This window comes from Salinimonas chungwhensis DSM 16280, assembly GCF_000378185.1.
Classification (GTDB): Bacteria; Pseudomonadota; Gammaproteobacteria; order Enterobacterales; family Alteromonadaceae; genus Alteromonas; species Alteromonas chungwhensis.
Genome location: NZ_KB899377.1, coordinates 381,394 through 396,260, shown reverse-complemented (window position 1 = coordinate 396,260; position 14,867 = coordinate 381,394). Strand labels below are relative to the sequence as shown.

14 protein-coding genes are annotated in these 14,867 nt (G+C 47.8%); 9 read left to right on the top strand and 5 right to left on the bottom strand.

The features are described 5' to 3' along the window. Positions 1–29: 29 nt before the first annotated feature. Together F458_RS0106110 and F458_RS0106105 are read left to right on the top strand one after the other, a co-directional pair. Complete coding sequence (locus F458_RS0106110) at positions 30–1,490, top strand: sensor domain-containing diguanylate cyclase (RefSeq protein ID WP_018982508.1); 1,461 nt, start codon at positions 30–32, stop codon at positions 1,488–1,490. Positions 1,491–1,702: 212 nt separating this feature from the next. Further along, positions 1,703–2,545: a Dam family site-specific DNA-(adenine-N6)-methyltransferase gene (locus F458_RS0106105; RefSeq protein ID WP_018982507.1), complete on the top strand. Its 843-nt coding sequence runs from the start codon at positions 1,703–1,705 to the stop codon at positions 2,543–2,545. Between the two features lie 19 nt (positions 2,546–2,564). Here the strand turns inward: F458_RS0106105 and F458_RS20650 are convergent, their stop codons facing one another. The 3 genes from F458_RS20650 to F458_RS0106090 form a co-directional block, all read right to left on the bottom strand. Continuing rightward, on the bottom strand, positions 2,565–2,807 hold the full coding sequence (locus tag F458_RS20650; protein WP_040610114.1) for a DUF2970 domain-containing protein: 243 nt from the start codon (positions 2,805–2,807) through the stop codon (positions 2,565–2,567). Next, entirely contained in the window at positions 2,764–3,060 is a 297-nt protein-coding gene (locus F458_RS0106095) for a hypothetical protein (RefSeq protein WP_018982505.1), read from the bottom strand. Before F458_RS0106095 ends, F458_RS20650 begins: the two co-directional genes overlap by 44 nt. A 138-nt stretch (positions 3,061–3,198) precedes the next feature. Continuing rightward, positions 3,199–3,927, bottom strand: coding sequence for a TorF family putative porin (locus tag F458_RS0106090; protein WP_018982504.1), 729 nt, complete (start codon positions 3,925–3,927; stop codon positions 3,199–3,201). 420 nt (positions 3,928–4,347) lie between these two features. On the opposite strand from F458_RS0106090, the gene rpe reads away from it, so the two are divergent. From rpe to F458_RS0106045, 7 genes are all read left to right on the top strand, one after another. Continuing rightward, positions 4,348–5,022, top strand: coding sequence for a ribulose-phosphate 3-epimerase (gene rpe / locus F458_RS0106080; protein ID WP_018982502.1), 675 nt, complete (start codon positions 4,348–4,350; stop codon positions 5,020–5,022). A gap of 31 nt (positions 5,023–5,053) precedes the next feature. After that, positions 5,054–6,064, top strand: coding sequence for a tryptophan--tRNA ligase (trpS, locus tag F458_RS0106075; protein WP_018982501.1), 1,011 nt, complete (start codon positions 5,054–5,056; stop codon positions 6,062–6,064). An 8-nt stretch (positions 6,065–6,072) separates the two neighbouring features. Beyond that, positions 6,073–6,669, top strand: a complete 597-nt coding sequence (locus F458_RS0106070; RefSeq protein WP_018982500.1) for an anthranilate synthase component II — start codon at positions 6,073–6,075, stop codon at positions 6,667–6,669. Between the two features lie 585 nt (positions 6,670–7,254). Beyond that, positions 7,255–8,463 (top strand): aspartate aminotransferase family protein, encoded by a 1,209-nt coding sequence (locus F458_RS0106060; protein WP_018982498.1) that lies wholly within the window; start codon positions 7,255–7,257, stop codon positions 8,461–8,463. Positions 8,464–8,485: 22 nt separating this feature from the next. Beyond that, positions 8,486–9,529 carry an arginine N-succinyltransferase gene (gene astA, locus F458_RS0106055; RefSeq protein WP_018982497.1) on the top strand — a complete coding sequence of 348 codons (1,044 nt, stop codon included), beginning with the start codon at positions 8,486–8,488 and terminating at the stop codon, positions 9,527–9,529. Between the two features lie 4 nt (positions 9,530–9,533). Then, complete coding sequence (astD, locus tag F458_RS0106050) at positions 9,534–11,003, top strand: succinylglutamate-semialdehyde dehydrogenase (RefSeq protein WP_018982496.1); 1,470 nt, start codon at positions 9,534–9,536, stop codon at positions 11,001–11,003. A 12-nt stretch (positions 11,004–11,015) separates the two neighbouring features. Then, complete coding sequence (locus F458_RS0106045; protein WP_018982495.1) at positions 11,016–11,822, top strand: DUF1338 domain-containing protein; 807 nt, start codon at positions 11,016–11,018, stop codon at positions 11,820–11,822. Between the two features lie 53 nt (positions 11,823–11,875). Here the strand turns inward: F458_RS0106045 and F458_RS0106040 are convergent, their stop codons facing one another. Together F458_RS0106040 and parC are read right to left on the bottom strand one after the other, a co-directional pair. Then, positions 11,876–12,412 carry a heme NO-binding domain-containing protein gene (locus F458_RS0106040; RefSeq protein ID WP_018982494.1) on the bottom strand — a complete coding sequence of 179 codons (537 nt, stop codon included), beginning with the start codon at positions 12,410–12,412 and terminating at the stop codon, positions 11,876–11,878. 78 nt (positions 12,413–12,490) lie between these two features. Then, on the bottom strand, positions 12,491–14,770 hold the full coding sequence (gene parC / locus F458_RS0106035; RefSeq protein WP_026294537.1) for a DNA topoisomerase IV subunit A: 2,280 nt from the start codon (positions 14,768–14,770) through the stop codon (positions 12,491–12,493). Between the last annotated feature and the right edge of the window lie 97 nt (positions 14,771–14,867).

Here is a 14,867-nt window from a genome sequence, read left to right as displayed (position 1 = left end):
GGGTTGTCCCGACATAGACAAGTAACCACATGCAAAAATATTCTCAACTAATCACACGTCCTCGCAAACTCCAGTATGGTATTTTGTCACTGCTCGCTATTGCTGTTCTGGTGGGTTCAGCATGGGTTCTGACTATCGCGCAAATGCCCGGTAAACAGTCTTTGGGATTTCTTGGCTCGTACGGTACCGCTGTTTTTATCTTTGAAGCGATTTCGGCGATATTGCTCTACGCTCATTATCGAAGAACCGGCCTGCTCACCTTCGCGGTACTCGCCATGGCCTACCTGTGGGTTACGGTGCTGGCTCCTTTTCAGGTAGGGCTGTTAACAGAAAATCTGGATACATTTTCGTTGATTACAGCAACAACCGGTGACGCGGCGTGGTTGTGGATAGCCTGGCACATTGGTTTTCCCGTGCTTATCACAGCGGCTATGATTGTGGATGGTAGCTATCCGATTATTACCCGTCGTATACGTCGATGGAGTTTGGTCCTATTTGGCTCTGAACTATTAATTATTGGGGCTATTCTGGCTGCAACTCTGTTGTCCTGGTTTGAATTACCCTCTCTGGTCTCCGAAACGCGTCAATTTTCCGATGCGCTTTCATTGATCTACGGTCCGGCTGTGATGTTTTGTTGTGCCATGGCACTTACCGTGGTGGTGGTAAAAGGTAAATTTGAAAATGCCATTTATTCGTGGCTGGCGCTGGCGATGCTCGCAGCACTTTGTGAGGCTATTGTGGTTGTTTATTCTGGCTCCCGGTTTAGCTACGGGTGGTACGCCTCGCGGATCTTAAATTTAGTGTCGTCAGCAGCAGTGATGATTAGTTTGCTGATTGAAAATGTTCATCTGCAGCATAAAGTGGTAAAGCAGAATCAAACACTTAAAAGAATGGCAACTATGGATGAATTGTCTGGCCTTTCCAATCGCCGGGAACTTGACGAGCGTCTCAAAGCAGAAATAAAACGCGCTATGCGTGATCGCACTACCACCAGCATGATTCTACTGGATATCGACAAATTTAAGCAGTTTAATGACACTCATGGTCACCTGACAGGTGATTTGTGTCTTAAGCACGTGGCCAAGTGTCTGCAGCGTAATATCTTAAGGCATACTGATTTGGCGGCCCGTTACGGCGGTGAAGAGTTTGCTATTTTGTTGCCAAATACCAGCGAGGATGATGCCTTTGACCTGGCCGAGCATATTCGCAAAACCATTGCCTATTCTCCAATCGTGATGGAGGACGGTAAGATGTTGTCAGTTACCGCTAGTTTTGGGGTCGCATCGCTTGTTCCCAGTCAGGCAGAAGATGCCACGGAATTGCTGAGTATTGCTGATGCCTCACTTTATAGTGCTAAAAGAGCGGGTCGTAACTGTGTACAACGCCCTTCTCAATCATGGCATGCCAGCCGTGAGGCACTGGAAAAGAAGGTCTCTTCAAACACCCACTATTTGCGTGGAAGAACCGTAAGCACCGGGCAAAAGCGTTGAGTGGAGCATGTCATCTTTAGGCGTAATTGATGCTAAGTTCATATTGTTGGTTGTCGCGATCGATGATGCCGGATACAATCACTTAACTGGGTAATGTGTTGGTTCGCTTCGTCTGACTTTTTTTAGCGCTACACCTGCCAAATAGTAACAGTCCATTTCGATTTTGAAGCACAAGCGTGACTTCGACTGCGTGTAGGTATTAATCAATCAGCATGACGCAAAAGAAAAGCCGGGCCTTTTTGAAGTGGGCCGGGGGAAAGTACAGTCTGGTAGAGCACATTAATGCGAGGTTGCCACAAGCTAACAAACTCATAGAGCCTTTTGTTGGTGCTGGCTCAGTGTTTCTGAATTCCGACTACAAACGATATCTGCTTAACGATATTAATCCTGACCTCATTAATCTTTATAACTTGCTCAAAGCACAGCCTGACGCTCTGGTTTTTGATACGCAGCGTTATTTCACGCAAGCGTTTAATCGTGAGGATGTATATTACGCACTGCGTGAAGAGTTTAATTCAACCAGTGACGATTATCATCGGGCTGTATTGTTCGTTTATCTTAACCGTCATGGCTACAATGGCCTATGCAGATATAGCTTATCCGGGCGGTTTAACGTGCCGTTTGGCCGGTATAAGAAACCCTATTTCCCTGCAGAAGAAATGTATCGGTTTGCTGAAAAAGCGCAGCGTGCCACTTTCACTTGCCTGCCATTTGAAAAGATATTTTCACGGGCCAGAAAAGGTAATGTCATTTACTGCGATCCGCCCTACGCCCCTATTAGCAAAACGGCAGCATTTACCAGTTACGCAACCCGTGGTTTCGGCATGGACGCACAGTCGCGTCTGGCTTCGCTGGCCCACCAAACCTCTACCCGCCGCGGTATTCCCGTATTAATATCTAATCACGATCTACCCGTAATACGTGCATTGTATCAGGGAGCATCCATTTCAATGTTGTCGGTGAAACGCTCAATAAGTCAAAAGGGGTCACTGCGCCGACCTGCAGCCGAAGTGCTGGCCTACTTTCCACCGCCAGAGATGGCAAACGCTTTATAACAAAGTCTGCCATGTCGTATTAGCTTGTGATTATCAATACCAGTGCTAGTAAGCTAAGTACCAACAACAGAGTAAAAATCACACCGACTATAATAAAAGGCAACGGCGAGCCTTCAGAAAAGTCCCGCTGATAATTTTGCTGACTTTGCACGCCAAACGCGCTGGCCAGCACACTCCCTATAACTGAGATGATTCGAGAACGAGGCTTTTCAGACTTATTAGCTGCCTGTTCCCGAGAAACGACCGTCTGTTTCGCCGCCATACAGAAGCTCCATTAAGTCGAAAAAGTGAAACTGGAAGGAAAGAGAATTGCCAGAGACCCAGGCTTTCCAGCTGATCTGTTCATTACTGTGGCAGGGTTGAAAGCCTATCAGGCGCTCTGATGAAATATCCGCCACTGTCGCAGACTCACACTGTCCGAGGTCATCTGTGATATGCACGGCGACCAACATCCACAAGCCAGCTGAAGCACTCCCCAGAGCAGCCAATGTTTTTACCTTTTCCCTGATAAACATAGTAGGCTCTTCGTTTAAAATTTAACCTCAGTATAATACAGTGTTAAAAATGAACAAGCTGATCTTTAGCGTAGGTAAATAAAAAAACCGGTAGAGTTGAGGGCTGGTTCCTCTACCGGTGTGGTTCAGGTATGTCTGTTATAGCTGAAAATCGACACCATAGGATACAACGAACTTTATTTCGTCGTTATCAAAACCACCGCCAGCTGCAGGCTCGCTATCGTCCATATCGGTGCCGGTTATCGCAAAGGCAAAGCCATCTTTTGACAGCGATACAGCCCAGTCAATATAACTGTCTGTTAATCCATTAAATGCTTCAGCGAAATCGCCCTGATGATGGCCAACATGCAGGCCAAGTTCGGTGCCGTTCATCACAGGCATAGCATAATCTAACGACACGTAAGTTGCTTTGCCAAAACCAAAATCCTGCCCCGGGGCTTCATCGGCTTCTGTATTGGCAAGCACGTAAAGACTTACGCTCAAATTTTCATATCCGATGGAGCCGTAAATTTCACCAAAATCAAATTCAGCTTCTGAATCATAGTTATAATACAGGTAACCCACGTCGTAACTGAATCCTTCAGCCATGCCAGCAAATCCGGCATACAAATCGTGTTCATAAGAATAAACATCATCGGCCCCGTACTGAACGTTTGACGCCCAGGTACCAGCATAAAAGCCACTGTCGTGAAAGTAATCAATACCACCCTGGACGGCGGCTTCATTGGTGGTTTGTGTCAAACCGCGCCAGATATAGTTGTTGGTTACGCTGACATTGGCTGTGAGGTCGTCCGCATAGACTGGCGCGCTGATAACAGAAGCGGCCAATAACGACATAATTACAGGGGCAAGAAGTCTCTTTCTCATGGGTGTTCTCCAAAACGCGTTAAGTCGATAATATTTAAGTTTTTTCTGTCATTTCTTATTGTTGGGATGACTTAACGCAAAAGCGGTGCCCGCCAGTGAGGGTAATTAGATAAACCCTAAAAAAAATGCATAAATAGCTGTTTAGTATGAATAAATATTTTTACTATACGAACTCGCCCCGCGCTCAGGATAACCACCTGCTTATACGTGATGCACCAATTAGCAGCAGCCTGAAAACCACTGCACAAAAAAAGCGCAGGCAGTATAAGCGCCGCATCACGGTAGTATTAACCCATGAAGTGGCGATAAAAATACGGTAGGCTTTCTGCTTTACTTGCCTGGTGACGGACGCTTACATCAAGACTGTGGCACCGTTATAAGCTCTGCAGGCATTAACTTACTGAAATCAGGAACATTAGTATGTCTGAATTTGTCATTGCTCCGTCTATTCTGGCGGCGGATTTTGCCCGTCTTGGTGAAGAAGTTGACGCAGTACTAAACGCCGGCGCAGATGTGGTTCATTTTGATGTGATGGATAATCATTATGTGCCTAATCTGACTATCGGTCCCATGGTTTGTAAAGCGTTGCGCGATTATGGCGTGACAGCGCCGATTGATGTTCATCTAATGGTTCAGCCTGTGGATGCGCTGATTGAAAAGTTTGCAGAGGCAGGTGCCACTTATATCAGTTTTCACCCCGAGGCCTCGGCACATGTTGATCGGTCAATTCAGGCGATCATTGATGCAGGCTGTAAACCGGGCTTGGTACTGAATCCGGCCACGCCATTACATTATCTTGACTACACACTGGACAAACTTCATCACGTGCTGGTTATGTCGGTAAATCCCGGATTCGGTGGGCAGGAGTTTCTTGCTTCCACCTATGATAAACTTCGCGGTGTTAAGCGTCGCATTCAGCAAAGTGGTAAAAATATTCGAATTGAAATTGACGGTGGCGTAAAAGTGGATAACATTCGTGCCGTAGCTGAAGCAGGCGCAGATATGTTTGTGGCGGGTTCAGCCATATTCAACGAGCCGGATTACGCGGCTGTCATCAATAGCATGCGTCGCGAGCTGGAACAGGTCGCACGTTAACCATTACTACCAATTAGTTTCAGGAAGCATCATGAGTCATAAACCTATTGTTTTAAGCGGCTGCCAGCCATCAGGGCAGTTAACCATCGGCAATTACATGGGCGCACTTAAACAGTGGGTATCGATGCAGGACGATTTCGACTGCCTGTATATGCTGGTTGACTTGCATGCAATCACAGTGCGTCAGGATCCTGAAACGCTCTATAACGCCTGCCTTGATGGTCTTGCATTGTATCTTGCCTGCGGCATTGACCCTGACAAAAGTACACTATTTGTACAATCTCATGTGCCGGAGCATGCACAATTATCCTGGGTGCTGAACTGTTATGCGCAGATGGGCGAACTAAATCGCATGACTCAGTTTAAAGACAAGTCGGCCAAAAATATGAATAATGTAAATGTTGGTTTATACGCTTATCCTGTTTTACAGGCAGCTGACATTTTACTGTATCAGGCGGATAAGGTACCGGTGGGAGAAGATCAAAAACAACATCTTGAATTGACGCGAGATATCGCAACCCGCTTTAATAATCTTTATGCGGGTGACGTTTTCACATTACCGGATCCCTACATTCCAGAATTTGGGGCGCGTATCATGAGCTTACAAGAGCCCGATCGCAAAATGTCCAAGTCTGACACCAACCCGAACAATTTTATTGGCTTACTGGAAGAGCCAAAAAAACTGACGAAAAAGATTAAACGCGCCGTTACAGACTCCGACGAACAGGCCAGAATCTATTTCAATCCGGCAGAAAAGCCAGGGGTTTCTAATTTGCTTACTCTGCTGTCGCTGGCGACGGGGAAATCTGTTGAGACCCTGGTTCCTGAATACGAAGATAAAATGTACGGTCACCTGAAGGGCGATGTGGCTGATGCGATTGTCGCGCTGGTTGAACCTATTCAGCAAAAATTTCAGACGCTTAGGAACGATCGCGCGTACTTAGACAGCGTAATGAAGGCGGGGGCCGCTAAAGCGTCGGAAAAAGCCACTGTGACGCTCGAAAATGTTTACAAGGCAGTAGGATTTATCACCAAACCGTAGCGCCCCCTGTGTTGTTACTTATCGATAATTTTGATTCGTTTACCCACAACCTTGCCCGGTACTTTGTTGAACTGGGCGAGGACGTTCAGGTTATACGCAATGATCAACTTTCAGTCGCCGACATCGACGCGCTGGCCCCGCAAAAAATTGTGATATCACCCGGACCTTGCACACCCGACCAGTCAGGGATAAGCCTTGATGTAATCCGCTATGCCAGTGGCCAGATTCCACTACTGGGGGTATGTCTTGGTCATCAGGCCATAGGGCAGGTGTTTGGAGCAAGAATAATCGGCGCACGGCATATTCTGCATGGCAAAGTCTCTGCGGTAAATCATGCTGACAGTGGTTTGTTTACCAATCTACCCTCGCCCTTCAATGCCACCCGATACCATTCTTTGGTCATCGATCCTGCCACACTACCAGCAGAGTTTCAGGTTGATGCCTGGTGTCAGGAAAGTCAGGACTATCGCGAAATTATGGCGATTTCGCACATCACTAAACCCATTTGGGGAATTCAGTTCCACCCTGAATCCCTACTCACTGAGCATGGACACATTATGTTGAACAACTTTCTGTCCCGGGCACGCACTTTTCGCTCTCGTTAACCGCAGCTCTGATATAGCTCCACAACCTGATTTTGAGCGTGGTTCAGATATTCTCTATAGTAAACACTTTGCATCATCTCTGCCTTTAAAAAGCAAACCGCACCTCTTGAGCCGACGTATTATAGCGATAAAGAGCGCAGAGCAGTGCTGGGATATGCGTACCTGGTTGGTCATCTTCTTAAAAAACAATCAGCAGCAGCTTTTTGTGACAGTAGGCTACCTGTTTGCCGCAAATGGTGAAACCTGCCGGAATTTTCAGACTGGTTGGTATCTGACTAACGACTGATAAAAAATTTTGTGGGTAATCATGCAGGCGTTCCAGACTATCGGCAACCGTACCTGATTATCTAATGCTCATCTTCATTTACGCGTTATGTCTTCGCGACACACTCAGCACCGGCACTAGATAGTTATTCACTTTTCGTGCAAAAGAAGCCAAACCCCTTGAAATTAAAGGGGTTGAGGCTGGTAGCGGGGAGACAAAAGGCGCTATTGATGACATAATATTGACCAAATTAATTTTCTTATTGTGTTTCAGCGATGCCGATTTCAGGCCTGAAACGCCGGATGAAGAGGTAATTACCTATGAATGTAACTCGCGCAACGTTTGATGAAGTAATGGTTCCTAACTACAACCCGGCCGCGATGGTTCCGGTACGTGGAGAAGGGTCTCGTGTTTGGGATCAGAACGGTGTTGAGTACGTCGATTTTGCCGGCGGTATTGCAGTAAATGTACTGGGTCATTGCCATCCTGAGCTGGTCAAAGCACTGAATGAGCAGGGCAGTAAACTGTGGCATCTGAGCAATGTGTTTACTAACGAGCCAGCGCTTCGTCTGGCTACTAAATTAACTGACGCCACCTTTGCCGACCGCGTCTATTTTGCCAACTCAGGGGCTGAAGCTAACGAAGCAGCACTGAAACTGGCAAGACGCTGGGCGCTGGATAAGTTTGGCGAAGAAAAAGATCAGATCATTGCGTTTAACAAAGGCTTTCATGGCCGTACCTTTTTCACCGTAACGGTCGGTGGTCAGGCTGCTTATTCCGATGGATTTGGGCCGAAGCCCGGCGCTGTCGAACATTGTGAATATAACAATCTTGAAGCGTTTGAAAAGCTAATTTCAGATAAAACCTGCGCGGTAATGATGGAGCCGCTACAGGGCGAAGGTGGCATTATCTCGCCCGACCCGGAATTTGTAAAAGGTGTTCGCGAGCTATGCGATAAGCACAACGCCCTGCTGATCTTTGATGAGGTGCAGTCTGGCGTAGGTCGTACTGGTCATTTGTACGCATATATGGGTCTGGGCGTGACGCCCGACATTCTGACCTCAGCGAAGTCCTTAGGTGGTGGGTTTCCTGTCGGTGCTATGCTGACGACTACAGCCATTGCTGAGCATCTTAAACCTGGTACCCATGGTAGCACCTATGGCGGCAACCCGCTGGCGTGTGCGGTAGCAGAAAAAGCACTGGATATCGTAAATACACCGGAAGTACTCAATGGCGTTGAGGCTAAAGAAGCACTGTATCGCGAACTGCTTGGCAAAATTAACGATAAGTACCATGTCTTCGAAGAGATTCGTGGCAAAGGCATGCTTTTAGGCTGTGCTTTGAACAAAGACTATGAGGGTCGCGCCCGTGACTTTTTGGTGGAATCTGCTAATCAGCACCTGATGGTACTTATCGCGGGTGCCAATGTGGTGCGTTTTGCACCATCTCTGATTATTCCTGAAGAAGATATTCGGGAAGGTCTGGCGCGTTTCGAGCGTGCTGTTGCAGCGGTTGTTGAAGCCAAGTAATTAACCAGTTGAGTCTGCGAAAATGAATATTATTCGTCCAATCAGACGAAGCGATTATCCATCCTTGCACGAAATTGCTGTGGAATCTGGAATCGGCTTTACGTCGTTGCCGGTCAACAAAGAGTTGCTGAGTAACAAAATAGAGCGCGCTGAGAAAGCTTTCTCCAGCCAGGTCGATGGGCCTGGTTGCGAGTCTTATCTGTTTGTTATGGAAGATACGCAAACCGGTAAAGTAGTCGGAACCACAGGTATCGAAGCTGCCGTAGGGCTTGATGATGCATTTTACCATTACCACATGGGTAAAGTTGTGCACGCGTCACGAGAACTCAAAATTCACAATACCGTGGATATTCTGACTTTTTGTAATGACTACACCGGTGTTACCGAAATTTGTACACTCTTTCTGCGCGAAGGCGCCAGAGGGGGCATCAATGGACGTTTTCTGTCGAAAGTCAGATTTTTGTTCATGATGGAGCATCGCGAGCGTTTTGCTGAAACCATCATCGCAGAGATGCGTGGGGTCAGTGATGAAGAGGGGCAATCCCCTTTCTGGCAGTGGCTGGAAGAGCATTTCTTCTCAATGGATTTCCCGACTGCTGATTACTTATCAGGCATCGGTAATAAAGTCTTTATTGCCGAGTTAATGCCAAAATATCCTATCTACGTGAATCTGCTAAGTACCCGGGCACAGGAAGTAATTGGTCAGGTGCATGAAAAAACCCGGCCTGCCCTGCAGTTGTTGCAGGAAGAGGGGTTTAGTTGCCGTGGTTATGTGGATATTTTTGATGCCGGACCCACAGTCGAGGCAAATCTGACGCATATCAGAACTGCCCAGGAAAGTCAGAAGCTGCCCATTATTATCGACGATCAGACAGCAGCTCAGGGCCGTAGCTATTATATCATCAATACGTCAGTAGAAGATTTCAGAGCAGTGGCTACCGAGATGGTCGTCAGTGAAGAACAGCAGGTTGCGGTAATCTCGCGCCAGGCTGCTGCGGCTTTGAATATCAGTGCTGGAGAATACGTGCGCTTTGCGCCCGTTCATTCAAGATCAAAAACAGGATAACCAGATGCAATCAACACACTTTATCAATGGTGAATGGGTCGCCGGTGAAGGCCATGCCATCACATCAATCGATCCGGCAAAAAACGCAGTTATCTGGGAAGGCCAGTCGGCCACTGCACAACAGGTTGATCTGGCAATCAAGGCTGCCCGACACGCTGCGCCACAATGGGCCAGAAAAACCGCTGAAGAACGCCTGACTATAATTAAAAAGTTCAGCGAGCTTCTTGAAGAAAACAAAGATGCTCTGGCAAAAGTCATTGCCCGGGAAACCGGTAAGCCAGAATGGGAAACGGCCACAGAGGTGGCTGCCATGATTGGTAAAATCGGCATTTCAGAGAAAGCTTATAATGAGCGCACCGGCACAGTGGAAAACTCCGTACCGGTAGGCAAAGCATACATCCGCCATAAGCCTCATGGGGTGGTGGCTGTGTTTGGCCCGTACAATCTGCCAGGCCACTTGCCCAACGGGCACATAGTACCAGCACTGCTGGCTGGCAATACGGTTATTTTCAAACCCAGTGATCTGACGCCAATGGTGGCGCAGGAAACCATTAAGTTGTGGGAACAAGCGGATCTGCCAAAGGGCGTACTGAATCTTGTCCAGGGTGAAGTGGAAACGGGTAAAGCCCTTGCCTCTCATGCCGGCATTGACGGCTTGTTTTTCACCGGTAGCTCACGCACCGGTAAAATACTCCATGAACAGTTTTCCGGCCATCCGGGTAAGATTCTGGCGTTGGAAATGGGTGGCAATAATCCTCTCATTGTTAAAGATGTCGAAGATACCGAGGCCGCAGTGCACGATATCGTGCAATCTGCGTATGTAACGTCAGGGCAGCGCTGTACCTGTGCACGTCGGGTTTTTATTCCCGCCACGGAACAGGGCGATGCAATACTGTCTCGCCTGATTGAGGTTGCTAAGAATATACGGGTCGGCGACTATGATGCTGAAGAGCAACCATTTATGGGTGCAATGATCTCAGCGCAAGCCGCTAAATTAATGGTTGATGCACAGGCAAAGCTTGAAGACATGGGCGCCAACGTGCTGCTTCGTCTGACGCAAAGCGACCCTGAAAAGGGCTTTGCGACACCAGGCGTGATAGACGTGACTGGCATACTTGATAAGCTGCCCGATGAAGAACACTTTGGCCCCATGCTCAAAGTGATCCGCTATAACGATTTTGACAGTGCCATTGAGGAAGCCAACAACACCAGCTTTGGTTTGTCCGCCGGTCTTCTAAGTGATAGTGCTGATGACTGGCAATATTTCTTTGACCGCATCCGTGCAGGCATCGTGAACTGGAACCGCCCTATTACCGGGGCTAGCAGTGCGGCGCCATTCGGAGGCATAGGCGACAGTGGTAACCATCGCGCCAGCGCGTTCTATGCAGCTGACTACTGTGCATACCCAGTGGCATCTGTTGAGCTTGAAAAAGTGACATTGCCGGGCAAGTTGAGTCCTGGCCTGTCTTTGTAAGAGGGAGTTTTTATGCACACTAATGTTGATACCCTATTTGAACATCTGTGGGAAGATTATGTAGATATCACGCCATCTGCTTACAAGATTCATGAGTTGTTGGCAGATAGCGAAGATGGTGACGAAATCGTCAATGATCATGTTGCGTTTCGTACCTTCAACTTGCCGAAAACATCGCTGGACAAACTTGCAGCGCACTTTCTTGCTCTTGGCTATGAAGAAAAGGGCGAGTATGATTTTGAAGCAAAAAAACTGGATGCCCGTCATTTCGAGCATCCTGATGAAACCAAACCCAAGGTTTTCATCAGTGAATTGCGCGTTCTGGAGTTGTCAGAAAAGGCCCAAAAAATTATCCATCACTTGGTCGAACAAATGGACGATGAAGCTGTTGAGGCTGACAACTTTTTGTACTCAGGCAAGCACTGGACTGTCTCTAAAGCAGAGTACGATATGCTACTTGAAGAGTCTGAATACGCTGCCTGGCTGGCAGCGTGGGGTTTTCGTGCTAACCACTTTACGGTGAGCGTTAACTTCCTCAATAAGACGCAGGAGTTGGCTGACGTCAATCAGATGCTTAAAGATGCCGGCTTTACGTTAAATTCGTCGGGTGGTGAGATTAAAGGCGGTGAGTCTGTGTATTTGGCCCAGTCAGCAACCATGGCAGACCACGCATATGTTAAGTTTGAAGCTGAGTCGAAAATGATTCCAAGCTGCTTTTATGAATTTGCCCAGCGTTATAAAATGCCGGATGGCAAATACTACAAAGGCTTTGTTGCATCATCGGCTGACAAAATCTTTGAAAGTACCAATACCAAGTAGATAAGATACAAAAAAAGCTCAACAGTTTTCTGTTGAGCTTTTTTAATCCGCAATCAAACCACACTTAAACTGAATTCATAAGTATGAGGGGTAGCGGTTTTTATCGTTTCTCTGGTTAACTCATCCCCAAAATGCGCAGCGGCTCCATCCATTAAGCCTTCTGCCAGCGCAAATAAATCTCTGGATGATTCATACCTCAACCGCATCGCTTTCTCGGTACGTGATAACACCGTAAAGTGAGGTAGATCTGCATCCGGATAAAGTGCCTTTACCTGAACGTGAATATCATCGTCCAGTACCTCCAGCACATCAAGCACCGATTCGCGCCCGGCCATAACCTGCCCGTGGGATTGCGCCAACCGCCCAAACAGATAAAAGCCAAAATCATGCTGAAGATTATCGAACGTCTTACCGGTTTTTTCTTCGAGTACTTGCAGAATTTTAACCAGATCGTCAAACGGGTAACGCCCTACTGCTATATAACTTCCCTTTGTTTCCAGACCTGCCTCCTGAACAATCTCATCAGCAAACTCCGGAGAGACCTTTTCTTCCAGCATCTCAATCAAGGATGTAAATACAATTCCCAGCATTAATATATTTTCCGGCCTGTTGTTTTAAAGGTATCGTTCACTGACCGGGGCGCAGCATGTAAACATCGCTGCAAGCGATCAGGCGGAGGAACTATCCGGTGATGCAGGCAGAATGATTTCAATATTATCCACGCGCTGTAATCCTCTGGGTAATTTATTGCCCCGACGTCCCCGCTCACCCCGATAGTGCTCAAGATCAGAAGGGCTTAGTGTCATATTGCGTTTACCGGCATGAACCTTTACAGATGCGTTTGCCGGAACCACGGTTAACACCTTAACAAACTCTTCGCGGCTTTGTGCTTTTGCTGACGGAATATTGATGATTTTGTTTCCTTTGCCTTTACCCAAACTGGGTAAGTCGGTCAACGGGAACAGCAGCATACGCCCTTCGTTGGAAATCGCCATACACAAGTCCGATTCAGGATTGTTAACCCTCACCGGCGGCAATACTTTTGCTGCCTTGGGCAGATTCAGATAAGCCTTACCTGCTTTGTTTTTGCTGACCATATCGGCAAAACAACCAACAAACCCATAACCGCCGTCTGACGCCATCAGAAAACGTTGTTCATCGGCCCCCATCAGAACGTCGATAAACTGTTCACCGGCTACCATGTTAAACCGGCCGGTAAGCGGTTCTCCCTGGCTTCTGGCTGAGGGCAGCGAGTGGGCATCACAGGCAAATGTACGCCCGGTAGAATCCAAAAATACAGCGGGTTGATTACTGCGGCCCTGGGCACTGGCCTGGAAGCCGTCTCCTGCTTTGTAACTAAGGCCTTCTACATCAACATCATGACCTTTGGCAGCGCGTCCCCAGCCTTTTTCAGATAACACCACGGTAACCGCTTCACTGGGAATAAGTTCTTTTTCAGACAACGCTTTGGCTTCGGCGCGCTCAACAAGTGGTGAGCGCCGATCATCACCGTACGTTTCTGCATCTGCCAGAATCTCTTTTTTGACCAGGGTTTTCAGGCGTTTTTCTGAACCAAGAATTTTTTGCAATTTGTCCCTTTCGGCTTCCAGTTCAGACTGCTCTCCCCGAATTCTCATTTCTTCCAGTTTGGCCAGATGACGTAGTTTCAGCTCAAGTATTGCTTCAGCCTGCTTTTCCGATAACGAGAAACGCGCGATTAGTTCGGGCTTGGGCTTATCATAAGTACGGATAATCTCGATGACTTCGTCAATGTTTAAAAAGGCAACCAGTAACCCTTCGAGAATGTGCAGGCGTGCAAGCACCTTTTCCAGTCTGTAACTCAATCTGCGGGTGACTGTATCTTTCCGATAAACCAGCCACTCGGTAAGTATGGTGCGTAAATCTTTGACCTGCGGACGCCCATCCAACCCAATCATATTCAGGTTTACACGATAATTTTTCTCCAGATCCGTGGTCGCAAACAGATGCTGCATCAACTGTTGAGTGTCAACGCGATTAGAGCGCGGTGTGACCACCAGACGAGTCGGATTCTCATGATCTGACTCATCACGTAAATCACTTACCATCGGCAATTTTTTAGCCTGCATCTGGGCCGCAATCTGCTCTAGTATTTTCGCGCCCGAGGCGTGGTGCGGTAGCGCTGTAATAATGATATCGCCCGCTTCCTCGCGATATACCGCGCGCATTTTTATACTGCCACGGCCAGTTTCATACAACCTCGCGATATCCGCACGCGGAGTGATGATTTCAGCTTCTGTTGGATAATCCGGCCCTTGTACCCACTCCAGAATTTCATCCATGCTGGTTTTGCTGTTATCCAGCAGTGCCGCGCAAGCCTGAGCAAGCTCTCTAACGTTATGGGGCGGTATATCAGTGGCCATCCCCACCGCAATGCCGCTCACCCCGTTTAGCAGGATGTGAGGCAGACGGGCAGGTAAAACCTTGGGCTCGTTAAGGGTGCCGTCAAAATTAGGGATCCAGTCAGCGGTACCTTGTCCCAACTCGTTAAGCAGTATTTCAGAGAAGCGCGAAAGCCGTGCCTCGGTATAACGCATGGCCGCAAACGATTTAGGATCATCGGGCGCACCCCAGTTACCCTGCCCGTCAACCAATGGGTAGCGGTAGGAAAAAGGCTGCGCCATCAGGACCATCGCTTCATAACACGCAGAGTCACCGTGGGGATGGAATTTCCCCAGGACATCGCCTACTGTTCTGGCTGATTTTTTATATTTGGCGGTCGCACTGAGTCCCAGGTCAGACATGGCATAAATGATTCGCCGCTGAACCGGCTTCAGGCCATCGGCGATATTCGGCAAAGCCCGATCCATGATGACGTACATGGAATAGTTAAGATAAGCATCTTCAGTAAAACGGCGTAATGGGAGCTGCTCAACCCCATCCTGACTAATCGTGATTTGGTCGCTCATGGAATATTCGTTATTGTTTAATACCACTGCATCTTCAGCCATTGTGGGGCAAAGCAGGGGGTAACGCAACTTAAGGCGCATACCGGATAACAGATTA

Bases quoted from the DNA above. Each gene is read 5' to 3' on its own strand.
- F458_RS0106110 (WP_018982508.1), top strand. From the start codon at position 30: ATGCAAAAATATTCTCAACTAATCACACGTCCTCGCAAACTCCAGTAT.
- F458_RS0106105 (WP_018982507.1), top strand. From the start codon at position 1,703: ATGACGCAAAAGAAAAGCCGGGCCTTTTTGAAGTGGGCCGGGGGAAAG.
- F458_RS20650 (WP_040610114.1), bottom strand. From the start codon at position 2,807: ATGGCGGCGAAACAGACGGTCGTTTCTCGGGAACAGGCAGCTAATAAG.
- F458_RS0106095 (WP_018982505.1), bottom strand. From the start codon at position 3,060: ATGTTTATCAGGGAAAAGGTAAAAACATTGGCTGCTCTGGGGAGTGCT.
- F458_RS0106090 (WP_018982504.1), bottom strand. From the start codon at position 3,927: ATGAGAAAGAGACTTCTTGCCCCTGTAATTATGTCGTTATTGGCCGCT.
- rpe (WP_018982502.1), top strand. From the start codon at position 4,348: ATGTCTGAATTTGTCATTGCTCCGTCTATTCTGGCGGCGGATTTTGCC.
- trpS (WP_018982501.1), top strand. From the start codon at position 5,054: ATGAGTCATAAACCTATTGTTTTAAGCGGCTGCCAGCCATCAGGGCAG.
- F458_RS0106060 (WP_018982498.1), top strand. From the start codon at position 7,255: ATGAATGTAACTCGCGCAACGTTTGATGAAGTAATGGTTCCTAACTAC.
- astA (WP_018982497.1), top strand. From the start codon at position 8,486: ATGAATATTATTCGTCCAATCAGACGAAGCGATTATCCATCCTTGCAC.
- astD (WP_018982496.1), top strand. From the start codon at position 9,534: ATGCAATCAACACACTTTATCAATGGTGAATGGGTCGCCGGTGAAGGC.
- F458_RS0106045 (WP_018982495.1), top strand. From the start codon at position 11,016: ATGCACACTAATGTTGATACCCTATTTGAACATCTGTGGGAAGATTAT.
- F458_RS0106040 (WP_018982494.1), bottom strand. From the start codon at position 12,412: ATGCTGGGAATTGTATTTACATCCTTGATTGAGATGCTGGAAGAAAAG.
- parC (WP_026294537.1), bottom strand. From the start codon at position 14,770: ATGAGCGACCAAATCACGATTAGTCAGGATGGGGTTGAGCAGCTCCCA.